A 17,279-nucleotide genomic window follows, 5' to 3' on the forward strand; every position below is an offset into this window, starting at 1 on the left:
GCAAGTGTGGTGGCGATAGTGAGAAGGATACACCTGTTCCCATGCCGAACACAGAAGTTAAGCTTTTTAACGCCGAAAGTAGTTGGTGGGAAACTACCTGCGAGGATTGGTCGTTGCCACGCTGTTGTAATTCCGGTTTAGCTCAGTTGGTAGAGCATCTGACTGTTAATCAGGGTGTCGTCAGTTCGAGTCTGACAACCGGAGCTAAAGTCGGATTACCGGCTTTTTTTGTATCTTTAAGTTCTCCTGCCGGTTTAGCTCAGCTGGTAGAGCATCGGTATCGTAAACCGAGGGTCACAGGTTCGAGTCCTGCAACCGGCATTCCAGAACAATTTTAAAAATAGGAATCCTCGCAAACGTTGGTTTGCGAGGATTCCTATTTTTGATAATTGGGGAAAATAGTAGAAATTAAAAATATTTGGCACCAATTTAGTACTAAGTCGATTAAGTTGTCAAAGAATTTTGCGCATTTGATGATGGGTAATTCCAGCATCCAAAAAGCCAACTCCCAAAACTTGATAACCCAATTTTAGATAAAAACCTTGGGCTTGATCTTGAGCCCCTAGAGTTAAGTAGCCTTGTCCTTGTTTTTGCGCGTCTGCTTCAATTTTTTGCAGAAGTTGACGAGCCAGGCCCCGTTTCCGATATTCTTTACTAACAGCTACTCTTTGAAGGTGCCAACCTTGCTTTTCTGGTAAAACGCGGGCAGTTGCGACTGGTTTTTGATTCAGATAAAGGACATAGTAGAGACAGTGATTTTCATCCGCATCGGTTTCTAGCTCTGGGGGAACTGCTTGTTCTTTGACGAAGACTTCTTTTCTGATTTGAAGGCTATCTTGGTAAATAGTACTAGCAAGATCTTGACTTGTTTTAATTATTAAATGGTTCATGTGCAAATCTCAACTTTCTTGTGGATTGTTTTTAATGATTAAATTAGATTATAATTGTTTTTGAATTAGGCTTCAATTTACTTTTATTTGATGAAGAAAAGGAAATTATGATGATAGATGATCAACTTTTTAGTGGAAAATCAACCGCCGAGTTAAGTCGAGATTTATTGGGTCATGAATTAAGTTACCAGACTCCGGCAGGAATACTAGCGGGAATAATTGTGGAAGCAGAGGCTTATTTAGGGGCCAAGGATTCCGCCGCTCATGCCTATAAGGGACGGAGAACGCCAGCAAATGAGGCTCTTTACGGGCCCCCGGGGACAATTTATATCTATACCTTACGGGGACACCATATGTTAGATATCGCGACTCAGGCCCAAGACCAGCCGGAGGGGATTTTAATTCGGGGCTTAGAACCGACTCAAGGACAAGAGCTGATGCTCAAAAACCGTCCCCAAAAGAACTTTAATTTGACTAATGGTCCAGGGAAGTTAACCCAAGCTTTGGGGATCACTTCTAAGGAATTAAATTTATTGTTGTTGTCACAATCGCCGTTAACTATTTCTGCTCAGCGAATTAAAGAGCCAGCAGAGATTGCCGCCACGGCCCGAATAAATGTCAGTTCTCGGGGAGATTGGACGGATAAACCGCTTCGTTTTTGCGTGGCTCATAATCCTTATGTTTCACAAATGCGTAAATCGGGGATGGATTTGACGAATTATGGTTGGCAAGTTTAGAAAAAAGTTATAGAAACCATAAATAAAAGCTTGCGTATTAGATTAAAAATCCATATAATTTATTTTGTAATCTGATATCTACAACAGATACGAACTATTTTGAGGTAATTATTAACTTTCTTTTCTAAACATAATTTAGATACTGTTAGCACACTATTGGGGAATAATATTTGAACCATTATTTTCTTCGTAGTGTAGCTAACAGTATTTTTTTGTGCAAAAATTGACACTTATTTAGAGCCAAACTAGAAAGAAGGATGATTGAAGTTTAATTTCAAAACGGTAAGGTTTTGTAATTTTGATTACAAAGTGGGTCTATAAAATATGAATAAAAAAAAGATAACCTTTTCATTTCGCGATCGACCAAAAATTATTAAGCGCTTAAAGAAAGAACCGGTCGATGTGTTAATTATTGGTGGGGGAATTATGGGGGCGGGCTTGGCTTTACAAGCGGCGGCATCTGGACTTCGCGTGGGCTTAGTAGAAATGCAAGATTTTGCGGCGGGGGCCTCTTCGCGTTCGACGAAATTTTCCCATTTGGGCTTACAAACTCTCAAGAACTTTCAAGTTGAGAGTGTGAATAAGAATTTACATGAGCGAGCAGTAATTAGAAAAATTGCCCCGCATATTTTGAAACCTAATTTAGTTTTGACACCCCTTTATGAGGAAGCAGGAGCAACTTTCAGTCCTTTTTCCGCTGAAATTGCCTTGAGCTTATGTAATGAATTAGCGCCCGAAAGACCTAAATTCACCAATCGCTTAGTTTCCCGGAAAGAAGCCCTCCAGTTAGAGCCCAATTTAAATCCCGAATATCTAGTGGGAGCTGGAATCTGTTTAGATTATGAAATTAATGACGCGCGGTTAGTGATCGATAACTTAAAGGCGGCCATGACTTATGGGGCTTTATTAGTTAGTCGAATTCAAGTTCAGACGATTACCCATGATCGGCAGGGACAGGTCAATGGGGTTCAGGCTTGGGATCGTTTAAGAAAAGAAGAACTGCACTTATCTGCCCGCTTAGTGATTAATTGTACAGGCCCTTGGTCTAACCAAGTTCGCAAACTGGATCACTATGACCAACAAGTATCTCCACTTTATTTAATGAAAGGAGTCCATTTGGTGGTTGATCAGGCCCGCTTGCCTTTAAAGATGACGACCTATTTTGATACTCGGGAAGATGATGGTCGGATGTGCTTTGCGATTCCCCGTTTTAATAAGGTTTGTCTGGGGACGACTAATCGTCAATATCAAGGAGATTTAGAAAATCCGCCGCTGGAACGTTCGGAAATTGAATATTTATTACGGGTTACTAATCGGCGCTTCCCGCAAGCTCATTTAACTTTAGCTGATGTGGAAACGACTTGGAGTGGGGTGCGTCCGCTCTTAGTCGGACATGATTGGTCGAATCTAAATTGGAATCCGACCTTAACGATGGATGGTCAAAAATGGGATCAGTTTGTGAATGCGGTTCTCCGTTATAATTCTGGAATTGGGAAAAAAGAAACCATTCAAAAGTTATTAAATCCTCAAGCTCAAAAACAGATCCATGCGGACTCGCAAACCAGTCTAGTTTCCGATTCAGCCGCGGTGACGATTACTAATGATGGGCTATTTATCGTCATGGGGGGACGATTAATGGAATATCGTCAGATCGCGGCCGGAGTAATGTTAAAAATTAAGCAGCAATTAGAAAGACAAGGATTTACAGCGATCGCCTTGGTTGATTCCCAAAGTTTACCGATTGCAGGAGGAGATTTTGATTGGCGGCGGGTTAGTGCTAGTTTAGCGCAATATGCCCAATTGGGGGTTGAACAAGGATTAAGCTCTCAATCGGCTCAACAATGTGTGGATTTGTTAGGAACCAGTGCCCAGGCAGTTTTTGAAAAAATGGCGTTAATTGAAGCTGCACCAGGATTAACTAAACTACAAACGGCCCTTCTCTACTATATGATTGATCAGGAGATGGTCTTGACACCACTTGATTTTTTGAGTCGGAGAACTAATTATTTGTTGTTCGGGCTAGATCAAGTTGAATCTTGGAAAGAGGCCTTAGTCAAGGCTATGGGACAATATTTGGGTTGGAACTCAGACCAAGAAAGAGCCGGTTTGTTGGCCTTAAATCAAACAATTAAATTAATGACCTTGACGCAATTTCAGTAATTAAAGGCTTGTTTTAAAAGGTTGTTAATTTTTGGAAAATAGATAAAAAAATGAATTAAAGGTCTCAGATTTTGATTTATTTTAACTTCGATAAGCTTGATTATCCAGTGTTTAGGGGGAGACTCTCTTTTGACTTTCTGAGGCCGAAAGTCTAAAATATCTTATCGAATATCAAAATAGGAGAAACACAATGGATAATCCAGAAAAAAGTGAGCGAACCTTTTTAGGGCAACCTTATGGCTTGAAAACGCTCTTTATGACTGAATTTTGGGAACGATTTAGTTATTATGGGATGCGGGCTATTTTACTGTACTATTTATATTATGCTGTGAGCCAAGGTGGACTAGGTTTTGACCAAGTCACCGCAGCGGCAATTATGTCGATCTACGGTTCTTTAGTTTATATGACCGGTGCTTTGGGTGGTTATATTAGTGATCGAATTTTAGGTAGTCGAAGGACTGTCTTTTGGGGCGGAGTATTGATCATGTTTGGTCATATCTTTCTTTCATTGCCCTTTGGCCGACCAACCTTATATTTATCAATTCTTTTCATTACTGTCGGAACAGGACTTTTAAAGCCTAATGTTTCAGAAATTGTCGGCGGCTTATATAGTGAAGAAGATCCTCGTCGGGATGCCGGCTTTAGTATTTTTGTCATGGGGATCAATTTTGGTTCTTTAATTGCTCCTTATATTGTTGGACAGGCTTGGAAATGGTTCAATTTCCATGTTGGTTTTTCTCTAGCGGCGATGGGCATGTTTTTAGGCCTAATTACCTATTACTTTCAGGGAAAGAAATACTTACCAGCTAGCAGCCTAAAAGCTCCTAGTCCTTTAACCGCTGTTGAAAGTAAAAGACTGAAGAAGCGGCTGTTAGTAATTGTAGGCTTGTTGATCGTCATCGCGGCTGTCTTAGGTGCGATGGGCCAAATTAATTTAAATGCAATTATTTTATTATTGACGATTGTGGGAATTTTACTTCCTATTTTGTATTTTGTAATGATGCTTCTCAGTTCGAAGGTCACTGCCGTAGAAAAATCCCGAGTTCGAGCTTATATCGCTCTTTTCATCGCTTCCGTGATCTTTTGGGCGATTGAAGAACAGGGCTCAACCGTTTTGGGATTATTTGTGGCTAATAACACTCAATTAAAAGTCGGTGGATTCCAATTGAATCCTAGTTGGTTTCAAATGTTAAATCCTTTCTTTATCATTGTTTATACACCGCTGTTCGCTTGGCTATGGACGAAATTGGGGAAGAAGCAGCCTTCTTCACCAAAGAAGTTTTGGTTGGGACTAGTCTTTACAGGAATCTCTTATTTAGTTTTGATTATTCCTTTGCTCCACGGACTGAATGTTAAAGTTAATCCTTGGTGGTTGGTTTTGAGTTGGGCGATTGTTGAAATTGCGGAAATGTTGATTTCTCCGATTGGCCTTTCGGTAACCACCAAATTGGCTCCGAAGGCTTTCTCCTCAGAAATGATGAGTATGTGGTTCTTATCGAATGCTGCTGGACAAGCAATTAACGCGCAAATTGTCCGTTTTTATCCGGGACATCAATTAGTTTATTTTGCGGTTGTCGGAATTATAGCTTTGGTCTTTGCCTTAATTTTATGGCTCTTAACGCCGAAACTTGAAAAGCTTATGGTCGGAGTTAACTAAAAAATTAGAAAAAATCCCAGTTAACTCTTGCATAATTGGGGAAAGTTTATTATTATATTTACTGTCGTTAAGTTAATGACAGTAACGGAAGGGTAGCGAAGTGGCTAAACGCGGCGGACTGTAAATCCGCTCCTTCGGGTTCGGTGGTTCGAATCCACTCCCTTCCATTGATTGGGTTATAGCCAAGTGGTAAGGCAATGGACTTTGACTCCATTATGCGCTGGTTCGAATCCAGCTAACCCAACTAAATTTTTCACGAAACTGGGATGATTATCCCAGTTTTTTTGTATCCTAAGGAGAGCTTTCAATCTCGACTTTAAAAGAATTTTGGACTATGATTAAAGACAAGAATTTTTCCTATAATGGGAGATTTGGGGAGAATGATTGTTGGAAAATTTACCAATTTATGTTCAAATTCATAATCAAATTAAGCAAGATATTAGCCAAGGACGCTGGAAAGTGGGACAGCGAATCCCTCCAGAACGGGTTTTAGCTCAGGATTTTCATGTCAGTCGAATGACCCTGCGGCAAGCAATTCAAACCTTGGTTGATGAAGGAATTTTACAAAGGAAAGTCGGTTCCGGGACCTATGTTGCCAGTCAAAAAGTTCAAGAGAAGATGTCTGGAACTACCAGTTTCACGGATATCATGTTGGCCCAGGGAAAAGAACCTACCAGTCGAGTGGTCTCTTATCGTTGGAGTGAGCCGACACTCAGTGAGCAGGAACATTTGCAATTAGATAAGGGCAAGCGCATCATTCGTATGGAACGGATTCGCTTGGCTGATCAAGTACCGATTTGTTTTGAAATCACCTCAATTCCCGACTGGTTAGGTCAATGTTTAAATCGCCAAGAAATTACGCAGTCTTTTTATCATGCCTTAGAAGAGAAGAATCTTAAACTGGGGCACGCCCAACAAACGGTTTCTTCCATGCTGGCTTCCGAAAAGGTGGCTGAGTTATTGGCAGTTAAACGCGGATCGTCAATTTTGCGTTTGCGTCAGATTACTCTTTTGGCTGATGGGCAGCCTTTTGAGTATGTGCGGACCCAGTATGCGGGGGAACGCTTTGAATTTTACTTAGAACGTTGAAGTTAGGTACTAATTGAACAAGACTTTTTTCAGTTTCCTAGTCGAAACAAGGACTTACTCTGGAAAAAGTTTTTTTGTTACAATCAGAAATCGGGGATAAATCACGGGCATTGATTGTTTGCCATCGCCGGGAGTTATATAATTATTACAATCTGTGGAAGACTAGGTTGACAGGATTCTCAGATAAAAAAATATTTAAATTAAAAAAGTAGGTTGAGCATATGACAAAAGCTCCAGATGACAGTTTAGCGTTGCATACTGATTATTATATTTTAAATATGATGTATACCTATTGGAAAAAGGGCATCAATCATCGCCGGGCGATTTTTGAATGTTACTTTCGCCGGAATCCGTTTGAAAATGGCTACTCGGTTTTCGCGGGTTTAGAACACGTCGTGACGTATTTACAAAACTTAAAGTTTACCGCCAGCGATATTGCTTATCTTGAGGAATATGGTGAATTCGAGCCTGATTTTTTGCATTATTTAGAGGGGATGAAATTTAACCTCGATGTTCGTTCAGCTGTTGAAGGGGACTTAGTCTTTGCCAATGAACCGATCTTACAAGTTGAAGGACCTCTGGATCAGTGTTCCTTAATCGAAACTGCAATTTTGAGTATTTTGAATTATCAAATCCTGATTGCGACTAAGGCGGCTCGGATTAAGTCCGTTGTCGGCAATGATACCTTACTAGAATTTGGCTCCCGCCGGGCTCAGGAGTTAGAGGCCGGTTTGTGGGGTGCCCGGGCGGCTTATATTGCCGGTTTTGCGGCGACCAGTAATGTTCGAGCTGGGAAATTATTTGGTATCCCCGTGACGGGGACCCATGCCCACGCCTTGGTTCAGAGTTATCAAAATGATTATGAGGCCTTCAAGGCTTATGCCCAAACTCACCATGATTGTGTTTTTCTGGTCGACACTTACGATACTCTTAAAAGTGGGGTTCCCAGTGCGATTAAGGTTGCTCGAGAAATGGGCTCGAAAATTAATTTTAAAGGGGTCAGAATTGATTCGGGCGATATGGCCTATATTTCGAAGCGGGTCCGGGAAAAATTAGATGCTGCTGGGTTTCCGGATGCTCAGATTGTGGCTTCTAATGATTTAGATGAAGATATGATTCAAAGTCTGAAGATGCAGGAAGCCAAGATTGATTCTTGGGGAGTCGGGACCAAGTTAGTAACTGGTTATAATCAGCCCGCTTTAGGAGCGGTCTATAAATTGGTAGCAATCGAAGATGAACGGGGGAACATGTTAGACACCTTGAAATTATCAAGTAATGCAGAAAAAATTAGTACCCCGGGTAAGAAGCAAGTTTGGCGGATTACCAATAGTAAGAAAGAAGATAAATCTGAAGGGGATTATGTGACCTTAAACGATGAAGATCCTAGACAACTTTCAGAATTAACCATGTTTCATCCCCAATACAAGTATATTAGTAAGACGATTACCGATTTTAAGGCCCGACCGGTTTTACAAAAGATTTTCGAAAATGGTAAATTGATCTATCAGCTCCCAGAGTTGGAAGATATCAGAAATTACTGTCGGCAAAACTTGGATTCCTTATGGGATGAGTATAAGCGGAATTTAAATCCGCAAGATTATCCAGTCGATTTATCGCAAAAATTATCCGATCATAAATTAAAATATATTGAACATATCCACCAAATGGTTCAGGATTTAGGAACCAATGACTAAGGAGAACAGAATGCGCCCTTTACAAAAGGAAATTATTGCTTATGAACGAGTTCAACCCCAGATTGACCCCGCGGCCGAAGTTCAACGTTCTGTGACCTTGTTGCAAGATTTCTTAGAAACTACTGGACTCAAGACTTTAGTTTTAGGAATTTCTGGCGGTCAAGACTCCACACTGGCGGGTCGTTTGTGCCAAATAGCGATGGAGCAGTTGCGAGAAAAAACTGGCAATGCAGATTATCAGTTTGTTGCAGTTCGCTTGCCTTATGGCCAACAGGCTGATGAAGAAGATGCGATGGCTGCACTGGCTTGGATTAAACCGGATCAAGTCAAGCGGGTAGATATTCAACCGGCAGTTGAAGCGACGGTCGCCAGCTTATCTTTGCAGATTTCTGATTTTAATAAGGGAAATATCAAGGCTCGGCAGCGGATGATTGTGCAATATGCCTTGGCTGGAGATTTAAAGGGAGCTGTTGTGGGAACCGATCATGCCGCGGAAAATATTACTGGTTTTTATACGAAATACGGTGATGGAGCCGCCGATCTTACTCCATTATTCCGCTTAGATAAACGGCAAGGCCGCTTGTTATTGAAATATTTACAGGCACCCCAAGCTTTAATTACCAAGACGCCAACGGCAGACTTAGAAGAAGACCGACCGGGATTGGCTGATGAAGTCGCGTTAGGTGTCACTTATGCTGAAATTGATGCTTATTTAGAGGGAAAAGAAATTGATCCAGCTGCCGCGGAAAAAATTGAATCTTGGTATCAAAAAACGGCCCATAAGCGGCGTCTGCCTTACACGGTTTTTGATCAATTCTAATATTAGAATTTTTCGTTTAATATCTGTCCCGAAATCGTCGATCAGTCGATCTTGGGTGATTGGTTTTTAGTAAAAGTAATCTTATTGATCTTTTAGATTGAGGGATTACTTTTTATTTGTCGTTATTTAAATAAAGATTTGCTATAGTTTTAATTTAAGCTAAGAAAGCCAAAAAAAATTAAAATAGCATCAATTTATTAGAGGTCTTTAGTAAGCAGAAAATGGTATAACGAAAATTAATTAGTGCTTACGATTTGCTTGTTGGGGGAAGAAAGAACGGCAAGATAAGGATTAAGTTTCAAAATAGTTAAAATAATATTATCATCACCTTATTGAATCTGGATATCAGCAAATTTAATACCAGCAAGATCACCAATATGGGGAGTATGTTTACATTTTGTCAAAGGTTAATAAATCTGGATCTTGGTTCTTTTGATACAACTAATGTGACTAAAATAGAGTGGATGTTTAATAATTGTACGAATCTAAGAAAATTAAACCTCAGTAATTTTAAACTAGATAGTTTACAATATACAGAATATATGTTTAGTTACTATAAAAATTTAACAAGTTTGAATTTGCGAAACTGGAATACTCCTAGATTATATCGGACAGACTATATGTTTATTGGATGTAATAGACTCTCCCGTTTAGTTTTGGACTCCAATATTCGATTAGGAAGCTATCCTGGATTGATAGGAGCTCCTAATGATGGACAAGGGTTTCCCGAAGTTGATTCCCCGCAGATTAGTCGTTCAGGAAACTGGCAAGAAATCAAAAATGATGCTGATATTTCTGACAGGAGTAATCTAATTGGCAATCCTTTGACAGCAGATGAGCTGACTAAACGTTATACTGGACAAAATCCGGGTGGAGGAGTCCACACCTATGTTTGGGAACCTTACTACCGTGGTTTGCGTTTCGTTACGAACTCCCCCGCAGTTCCAGTTTCAAAATTGGAGTATTTATAAAGCGGGTAAAGTTCCCCTGCAAACGTCCCTTAGTTTTACCATTGAAGATACGCGAACGGATGCGGATCGGGCAACTAAACAGATAAACTTAAAAGCTCAAGCAGATTCTTGGCGGAAAAAGCTGATAATCAATTAGCTCCGACTAATTGGCCCATCTTGACCAAGAATAATCAGGCCCTGAATACGGGAACAGCCCAAACAATTTACCAAGGGCAAACATCGGTTCTTGAATATGCTCCGAAGAATCCCAACTATTCAATTGATTTACTAACTGATGCTTTGCAGACAGAAATCGCCAAGGGTGTTACTAGGTTAGGCGCTTATCAGACAACGCTTCATTACACTTTACAGGATTTATCAGCTTCACCGTCAACCACGGCCCCGGCAATTAAAGTAAAACCCTAGTTGCCAGATTTAGTCTCTTGGAAAACAAAAATCGTAATGAACTTAGCGTTCATTTCCTTAGCTAGCTTGATTAATTTCTCTTGCACCAACTGCCAAAAATGAGTTGCAATTCTGCCTTTAAAGGATTAAAATGTAAAAGTATTAGACGCGGGTATGGCGGAATTGGCAGACGCGCAAGACTAAGGATCTTGTGGAGAATTATCTCCGTGGAAGTTCGAGTCTTCTTACCCGCATTATAGAAGGATCGCCTGTGAGGCGACTTTTTTTTTTCTTGAATTAGAAGTTGGTAAAAGAATTTAATTTATTTAGCTAAATCATTTGCTAAAAGTGACCTGAGATGTTATATTATTAATGTATTTTTAAATGGTTATGGTTCGATGGTTCATGTGCAACTAACTTCCATAAGTGCCACAAAGAAATGCAAAATATAGTAATTTTTAGGAGGATGTTCACATGGAACATGGAACAGTAAAGTGGTTTAACGCTGAAAAAGGTTATGGTTTTATTACTCGCGAAGATGGTAGCGACGTATTTGTTCACTTCACCGCTATTAACGGCGAAGGCTACAAGACCTTAGAAGAAGGCCAAGGCGTAACTTTTGATATCGAAGAAAGCGATCGTGGCCCACAAGCTGTGAACGTTAACAAGGACTAGTCTTAGTTAAACACTAGAAGCCAGCCAAGGGGCTGGCTTTTTTGTATCAAAAAAATTATGATGGAGTTGATTTTTCTCAAAGGAGTTTGGGCGTGGCTAAGAAAAAAGTTCACCGGCGGAAGCAGTCGCGAAAACATAGTATTCAATGGCAACAATGGCAGCAGGTGTGGGGCGTAACTTGGAAGGTAATTGCGCTCAGTTTGTGTTTGGTGGGAATTTGGCATCTTTTGGAACAACAATTTCGCCCTCTTGACTCACAACCGGCGACGGCGGAGTTAACCCCTGTGCGGCGACAATTTTTAGATGAAGTTGGACCGGCAGCAGTTAAATATGGACATCAATACAATGTTTTGCCGAGTATTACCATTGCTCAAGCTATTTTAGAAAGTGATTGGGGGACAAGTCAGCTGGCCAGCCAGTACCATAATTTGTTTGGCGTTAAAAGCGATGATCCTCAAAATTCACAAGTTCTAAAAACAAAAGAATATCGTCAGGGACAATGGCTAGAAATTGATGCTAGCTTTCGCGTTTATCCTAATTTTGCGGCTTCAATTGAGGCCCATAATCAACTCCTAACGCAAGGTACTAGTTGGAATACGGACCAATATCAACAAGTTTTGCAGGCTGATAATTATGTCCAAGCAGCCCGAAGTTTGCAAAAGGCAGGCTATGCTACGGATCCCAACTATGCTCAAAAGTTAATCAACCTGATCAAGAAATATCAATTAGATAGCTATGATCGTAATTAAAGAATTACGTAATAAATGCCCCTTTTTCTGAAGAAAAATGATACCCTTAAATAAAATGTTGAGGTGAAAATTGTGAAAGAATTAGAAGAACGAATTCAAAAAGATGGGCGTGTCTTAGGCGCTGACGTTTTGAAAGTGGATAGTTTTTTGAATCATCAAGTTGACCCCGCCTTAATGCAAAGAATGGGGCAAGAATTTTATCAGTACTTCCAGAATTACCCGATAACTAAGATTTTGACGGTGGAGTCTTCGGGAATCGCGCCTGCAGTGATGGCTGGTTTGGCCTTTCAAGTGCCGGTTGTCTTTGCTCGGAAACATAAATCAATTACGATGAATAATGATTTATATGTAGCAGATGTCTATTCTTTCACTAAGAAAACCAGCAATAAAATTAGTATTTCCAAGAAATTCTTAGCAGCTGATGATCATGTTTTGATTATTGATGACTTCTTGGCTAACGGTCAGGCAGTTGCTGGTTTAACCGATATTATTCAACAAGCCGGAGCTAATTTGGAAGGGATTGGGATTGTAATTGAAAAGAGCTTCCAAAAAGGGCGGAAGCTGATTGAAGAACAACAAATTCCAATTTTATCTCTAGCTCGAATTAAAGCTTTTGTTGATGGACAAGTAGTTTTTGAAACAGAATAGGAGAGAATGGCGGCGATAGAATGGAGCTTTTGAGACCAACTATGACAGTGGGAATCTTAGGCGCAGCAGCAAGCAGGGCTCGGTTAGAAGAGCAGGCTTTGCGAATGGGACTGCGGGTTTTAGTCTTACAGACGCAGGCAATTACAACTAGATCATCTTCTGTCCAAGTTATCCGAGGAGACTACCAAGATCCACAAGTTCTCCAAGATTTTTTTGATCGTTGCGACTTAGTAGTCTATAACGATTCGCAACTTGATTTAAATGTGGTTTCAGCAATTACGGGGGCTGAAAAATTAGTTCAAGGGACCGAGATTTTGGATCTAGTGCAAGATCGTTATTTGGAAAAATGTTTTTTAAACGACCAAAAATTAAATATTGGACCTTTCGCGGTCGTTGTTGATGAAGCTGATCTCCAAAAAACAGTCGAAGAGATTGGTTATCCTTGTATTTTAAAGCCGATTCAAAAGGATTTATCGACTAACGCGGAAGTGGTTTTCCATCATGAAGCTGAACTACAGGCTTATCAGGTACCACACGGGACTTTTATTTTGGAGCCTTTTTTTGAAATTCAAACTGAACAAGTTGTTTTTGTCAGCAAGGATCGTAGCGGCGCCGTGCAAGTTTATCCTTTTATTCAAATTCAAAAGGCCAGTGCCCAAAATTTGAGTGCTACGGTGCAACAGACCGGGACCGCCTCTTTGACCGCGGAAATTTATGACGTTGCTCAAACTGTAGCCCAAAACCTCAACTATCAAGGTTTATTGGCAGTGAATCTTTGTTTAACGACTACTGATTTATTATACGTAGAGCATTTAAGTTTGGGAACCGACTTTTGGGGTTCAATTTATCAGCCGACAACGGGCTTTAGTCAAGAGGAATTGTTCTGGAGAAGTGTTGCTGGCTGGCCCATTCCCCCAGTAGAATTACAAACTAACGGAAGTAATTTACTGGTCCGGCCGGACCAGTTGGATTTAGCCACTGATTTGATTCAGCAAAATCCTACTTGGCATTTGAATTTAAATGCTTTAGTACCTCAACCTTACTGTGGAGTGATTACGGCTTTAGACGCCGATTTTGAGCAGTTACAAGCCGCAGTGGCTCCGACGAAATCCTGGGAAATTTAAGGAGAAATAATGGTAATTAAGAGATATCAACGTCCGCAGATGGCGCAAATTTGGGGCGATGAAAATAAATACCAAGCTTGGTTAGATGTCGAAATTGCGGTCGATCGAGCTTGGAATCAACTGGGAGAAATTCCTGATGCTGATTTAGAGAAAATTGAGGCGCATGCAAGTTTCAAAGTGGCGGATATTTTGGCCATGGAAAAGATTACCAAGCATGATGTGGTTGCTTTTACCCGGACAGTTTCGCAAAGCTTAGGGCCGGAAAAAAAGTGGATTCATTTTGGGGTTACTTCCACGGATGTCGTGGATACGGCTTACGGTTACTTACTCAAGCAAGCCAATGAAATCTTGCGGGCCGACTTACAGCAATTGATGCGAGTGGTGGCGCAAAAAGCTCGGCAGTACAAAAATACGGTGATGATTGGCCGAACTCACGGAGTTCATGCCGAACCAACAACTTTTGGCTTAGTCTTAGCGAACTGGTACTCCGAGTTAAAACGAGATCAAGAACGCTTTGAACACGCGGCTAAGGGAGTCGAGGCTGGTAAAATCAGTGGGGCTGTGGGAACTTTTGCGAATATTGCCCCGCAAGCTGAAGCTTTGGTCTGCCAAGAATTGGGCTTAACTGCCCAAGAAATTTCCACGCAGGTTCTTCCTCGAGATTTACATGCAGAATACATTATGACTATGGCTTTAATTGCAGCCAGTATTGAACGTTTTGCCTTAGAAGTTCGCCACTTACAGCGAACTGAAGTTCGCGAAGTTGAGGAATTTTTCGCTGCCGGACAAAAAGGGTCTTCGGCTATGCCGCATAAACGCAATCCAATCGGTTCGGAAAATGTAACCGGCTTGGCGCGGGTCATTAAGGGGCACGTATTTACGGCTTTGGAAGATATTGAATTGTGGCATGAACGAGATATCTCTCATAGCTCAGCTGAACGAATTATTTTACCGGATACCACGGAACTTTTGGATTACATGTTGCATCGTTTTACGAAAATCATTGAAGAATTGACTGTTTTCCCAGACAAGATGGAGGCTGACTTAAATGTGACTCATGGTTTAATTTATTCACAACGGGTCATGCTGAAGTTAATTGAAGCGGGCTTGAGTCGGGAAGCAGCTTATGATTTGGTGCAACCAAAAACCGCGCAAGTTTGGGCGGAACAAGGTGATTTTCGAACTTTATTGGAAGCGGATCCCCAAGTAACAGACCGACTAAGTCGGTCTGATTTGGATGATGCTTTTGATTATCATTGGCATTTACGCCACGTAGATGAAATTTTCCACCGGGTTGGTTTGGAATAAATATTTTCAAGGCTAGAACAATTAGGTTCGGGCCTTTTTTGATTGGAAGAATCAGTTCGACCCTGAATTGTCGAAGGGTTTTTGCTATAATTAGATGGATATATTTTACGAATGAAGGAAGAATTGAATGGCAGAAGCGGCAATTATTCAAGGCTTAAATAAAGAACAGCAACAAGCAGTGACAACAACGGCAGGACCACTCTTGGTTTTAGCTGGTGCCGGGAGTGGAAAAACCAGGGTCTTAACCCGTCGAATCGCGTATTTAATTGAAGAGTGTCAAGTTATGCCTTGGCATATTTTAGCGATTACTTTTACCAATAAGGCTGCTCGAGAAATGAAAGCGCGCGTGGAGAAACTTTTGGGAGATCAAGCTCAGGGTGTTTGGGTATCTACTTTTCATTCCATGTGTGTGCGGATTTTACGCCGAGAAGCGCCGACTTTGGGCTACAGTTCTGCTTTTACAATTACCGGGGCTGCCGAACAACGAACCTTAATCAAGCAAATTTTGAAACGCTTCAATTTAGATCCCAAGAAGTACGATCCCCGGGCCCTATTGAGTGTGATTAGTCGGGCCAAAAATGAATTACAAACGGTTTTGGATTATCAACAAAATGCCAATACCCCTTTTACTAAAGTGGCGGCACAAGTCTATGAAGCTTATCAAGCGGCGCTAGAAGCTAATCAAAGTTTTGATTTTGATGATTTAATTATGAAGACGATTGAATTATTTGAACAAAATTCTGAAGTCCTCGAAAATTACCAAGAGAAATTTCAGTATATTCATGTGGATGAATATCAGGATACTAATGATGCGCAATACCGCTTAATTCAATTATTGGCACAAAAGTATCATAATCTCTGTGTGGTTGGCGATGGTGACCAAAGTATTTATGGTTGGCGGGGAGCCAATATGGCCAATATCTTGAATTTTGAACAGGACTATCCTCAAGCCCAGACTATTTTACTGGAACAAAACTATCGGTCGACGAAGACAATCTTACAAGCGGCAAACCAAGTAATCGCGCATAATAATGAACGGAAGCCCAAAGATTTATGGACCGATAATGATCGAGGTTCCAAGATTGTCTATTACCGGGCTCAAAATGAACAAGATGAAGCTTTGTACGTTGTCCGTCAAATTCAAAAATTACAACAGCAACAGGGATATCATTTACGTGATTTTGCGATTTTGTATCGAACTAATGCCCAATCCCGGGTCTTAGAAGATCGCTTATTGAAGGCCAATTTAGCTTACAAGATTGTTGGCGGGCATAAATTCTATGACCGCAAGGAAATTAAAGATGTTTTGGCTTATTTGCAACTAGTTGCTAATCCAAAGGATTCTTTAAGTTTCGGGCGCATTGTTAACTCACCTAAGCGCGGAATTGGTCAAAGTTCCTTGGATAAGTTACAAGAATTGGCGCAAGAACAAAATTGGAGTCTTTTAGAAGCAGCGCTAAATGCGGATGTTTCAACAATCACTAGTCGCGCGCGCAATCAATTACAACAGTTTGCGCAAATGATTGTCCATTTGATGGAGCAACGCGACTCTTGGTCAATTACTGAATTAGTCACCAAAACAATTGAAAAAAGTGGTTATGTGGCCGCTTTGGAGCAGCAAGATAACTTAGAAGCGCAGACGCGCTTAGAGAATATTCAAGAATTACTGACGGTTACGCAACAATTCGATCAAAATTATCAGCCCGAATTGCCAGATTCAGATCCTTTGGTTGACTTTCTAGCCGATTTAGCCTTGGTTAGTAGCGAGGATCAAGAAGATGAAAATAGTGACCAATTGACTTTGATGACCCTTCACGCTGCTAAAGGTTTGGAATTTCCGGGAGTCTTTTTAATTGGTTTAGAAGAAGGGATTTTCCCGCTTTCGCGGGCCTTAGATCAACCCGCTGAGTTAGAAGAAGAGCGACGTTTAGCTTATGTGGGAATTACCCGAGCTAAGGAAAAACTCTATTTGACGAATACTTGGCAAAGAATGCTTTATGGACGGGTTCAATCTAATCGACCTTCGCGCTTTGTCTCCGAAATTGAACCTGATTTGTTAGAAATAGCGGGTGATAATCCGGGAACGACCCAGACGAATGCGACACCGCGCTATCCCTTTGCCCGCCGGATGGCAAATCCAGTTGCTGGTCCCAAGGCTCAACCCCAGGTGGCTCATCAAAGTTCTGCTGGGAAAAAGCACTGGCAGGTGGGGGATCAAGTCGAACATCGGAAGTGGGGACCGGGAACAGTTGTTAAGGTCAACGGCCAAGGTAATGAAGCGGAGTTGGATGTTGCCTTTAAGGATCGAGGAATTAAGCGACTATTAGCTGAATTTGCTCCGATTAAAAAATTGGAAAATTAAGCGAGGTGAGA

At 41.0% G+C, this 17,279-nt stretch carries 15 protein-coding genes, 5 tRNA genes, 1 rRNA gene and 1 pseudogene; 21 read left to right on the top strand and 1 reads right to left on the bottom strand.

What is annotated here, in order from left to right; genetic code table 11:
- The first annotated feature begins 5 nt into the window (after positions 1 to 5).
- The 3 genes from rrf (at position 6) to HU830_RS05925 (ending at position 321) form a co-directional block, all read left to right on the top strand.
- Positions 6 to 122, top strand: a 5S ribosomal RNA gene (gene rrf / locus HU830_RS05915).
- 9 nt (positions 123 to 131) lie between these two features.
- Positions 132 to 204, top strand: a tRNA-Asn gene (locus tag HU830_RS05920).
- 44 nt (positions 205 to 248) lie between these two features.
- Positions 249 to 321, top strand: a tRNA-Thr gene (locus HU830_RS05925).
- 131 nt (positions 322 to 452) lie between these two features.
- Here HU830_RS05925 and HU830_RS05930 read toward each other — a convergent pair.
- Positions 453 to 890, bottom strand: a complete 438-nt coding sequence (locus HU830_RS05930) for a GNAT family N-acetyltransferase (RefSeq protein WP_176942865.1) — start codon at positions 888 to 890, stop codon at positions 453 to 455.
- Positions 891 to 997: 107 nt separating this feature from the next.
- Between HU830_RS05930 and HU830_RS05935 the strand changes: the two genes are divergently transcribed.
- The 18 genes and pseudogenes from HU830_RS05935 (at position 998) to pcrA (ending at position 17,268) form a co-directional block, all read left to right on the top strand.
- Positions 998 to 1,627 carry a DNA-3-methyladenine glycosylase gene (locus tag HU830_RS05935; RefSeq protein WP_228765837.1) on the top strand — a complete coding sequence of 210 codons (630 nt, stop codon included), beginning with the start codon at positions 998 to 1,000 and terminating at the stop codon, positions 1,625 to 1,627.
- Positions 1,628 to 1,951: 324 nt separating this feature from the next.
- Complete coding sequence (locus tag HU830_RS05940; RefSeq protein ID WP_176942866.1) at positions 1,952 to 3,787, top strand: glycerol-3-phosphate dehydrogenase/oxidase; 1,836 nt, start codon at positions 1,952 to 1,954, stop codon at positions 3,785 to 3,787.
- Positions 3,788 to 3,977: 190 nt separating this feature from the next.
- The gene (locus tag HU830_RS05945; RefSeq protein WP_176942867.1) at positions 3,978 to 5,444 is read left to right on the top strand and encodes a peptide MFS transporter; all 1,467 of its coding nucleotides are present in this window, start codon (positions 3,978 to 3,980) and stop codon (positions 5,442 to 5,444) included.
- A gap of 86 nt (positions 5,445 to 5,530) precedes the next feature.
- Positions 5,531 to 5,611 (top strand) — tRNA-Tyr (locus HU830_RS05950).
- 5 nt (positions 5,612 to 5,616) lie between these two features.
- A tRNA-Gln gene (locus HU830_RS05955) sits at positions 5,617 to 5,688 on the top strand.
- A gap of 140 nt (positions 5,689 to 5,828) precedes the next feature.
- Positions 5,829 to 6,533 carry a GntR family transcriptional regulator gene (locus tag HU830_RS05960; protein ID WP_176942868.1) on the top strand — a complete coding sequence of 235 codons (705 nt, stop codon included), beginning with the start codon at positions 5,829 to 5,831 and terminating at the stop codon, positions 6,531 to 6,533.
- 221 nt (positions 6,534 to 6,754) lie between these two features.
- A complete protein-coding gene (locus HU830_RS05965) occupies positions 6,755 to 8,227 on the top strand; it encodes a nicotinate phosphoribosyltransferase (RefSeq protein ID WP_176942869.1) in 1,473 nt (490 codons plus the stop codon).
- Between the two features lie 10 nt (positions 8,228 to 8,237).
- Entirely contained in the window at positions 8,238 to 9,047 is an 810-nt protein-coding gene (gene nadE, locus HU830_RS05970) for an ammonia-dependent NAD(+) synthetase (RefSeq protein WP_176942870.1), read from the top strand.
- Positions 9,048 to 9,379: 332 nt separating this feature from the next.
- A pseudogene (locus tag HU830_RS09210) lies at positions 9,380 to 9,682 on the top strand (BspA family leucine-rich repeat surface protein); the annotation flags it as partial.
- 57 nt (positions 9,683 to 9,739) lie between these two features.
- The gene (locus HU830_RS08910) at positions 9,740 to 10,018 is read left to right on the top strand and encodes a hypothetical protein (protein ID WP_228765839.1); all 279 of its coding nucleotides are present in this window, start codon (positions 9,740 to 9,742) and stop codon (positions 10,016 to 10,018) included.
- A gap of 108 nt (positions 10,019 to 10,126) precedes the next feature.
- On the top strand, positions 10,127 to 10,423 hold the full coding sequence (locus HU830_RS05980; RefSeq protein ID WP_176942872.1) for a hypothetical protein: 297 nt from the start codon (positions 10,127 to 10,129) through the stop codon (positions 10,421 to 10,423).
- 147 nt (positions 10,424 to 10,570) lie between these two features.
- Positions 10,571 to 10,656, top strand: a tRNA-Leu gene (locus HU830_RS05985).
- A 220-nt stretch (positions 10,657 to 10,876) separates the two neighbouring features.
- Complete coding sequence (locus HU830_RS05990) at positions 10,877 to 11,077, top strand: cold-shock protein (protein ID WP_176942873.1); 201 nt, start codon at positions 10,877 to 10,879, stop codon at positions 11,075 to 11,077.
- A 41-nt stretch (positions 11,078 to 11,118) separates the two neighbouring features.
- The gene (locus HU830_RS05995; protein WP_176942874.1) at positions 11,119 to 11,826 is read left to right on the top strand and encodes a glycoside hydrolase family 73 protein; all 708 of its coding nucleotides are present in this window, start codon (positions 11,119 to 11,121) and stop codon (positions 11,824 to 11,826) included.
- Positions 11,827 to 11,898: 72 nt separating this feature from the next.
- Positions 11,899 to 12,474 carry a xanthine phosphoribosyltransferase gene (locus tag HU830_RS06000; protein ID WP_176942875.1) on the top strand — a complete coding sequence of 192 codons (576 nt, stop codon included), beginning with the start codon at positions 11,899 to 11,901 and terminating at the stop codon, positions 12,472 to 12,474.
- Between the two features lie 20 nt (positions 12,475 to 12,494).
- The gene (locus HU830_RS06005; protein ID WP_176942876.1) at positions 12,495 to 13,598 is read left to right on the top strand and encodes an ATP-grasp domain-containing protein; all 1,104 of its coding nucleotides are present in this window, start codon (positions 12,495 to 12,497) and stop codon (positions 13,596 to 13,598) included.
- Between the two features lie 9 nt (positions 13,599 to 13,607).
- A complete protein-coding gene (gene purB / locus HU830_RS06010) occupies positions 13,608 to 14,906 on the top strand; it encodes an adenylosuccinate lyase (protein WP_176942877.1) in 1,299 nt (432 codons plus the stop codon).
- A 127-nt stretch (positions 14,907 to 15,033) separates the two neighbouring features.
- Entirely contained in the window at positions 15,034 to 17,268 is a 2,235-nt protein-coding gene (pcrA, locus tag HU830_RS06015) for a DNA helicase PcrA (RefSeq protein ID WP_176942878.1), read from the top strand.
- Positions 17,269 to 17,279: the final 11 nt, after the last annotated feature.

Source organism: Bombilactobacillus apium (assembly GCF_013385145.1).
GTDB classification, from domain to species: Bacteria; Bacillota; Bacilli; order Lactobacillales; family Lactobacillaceae; genus Bombilactobacillus; species Bombilactobacillus apium.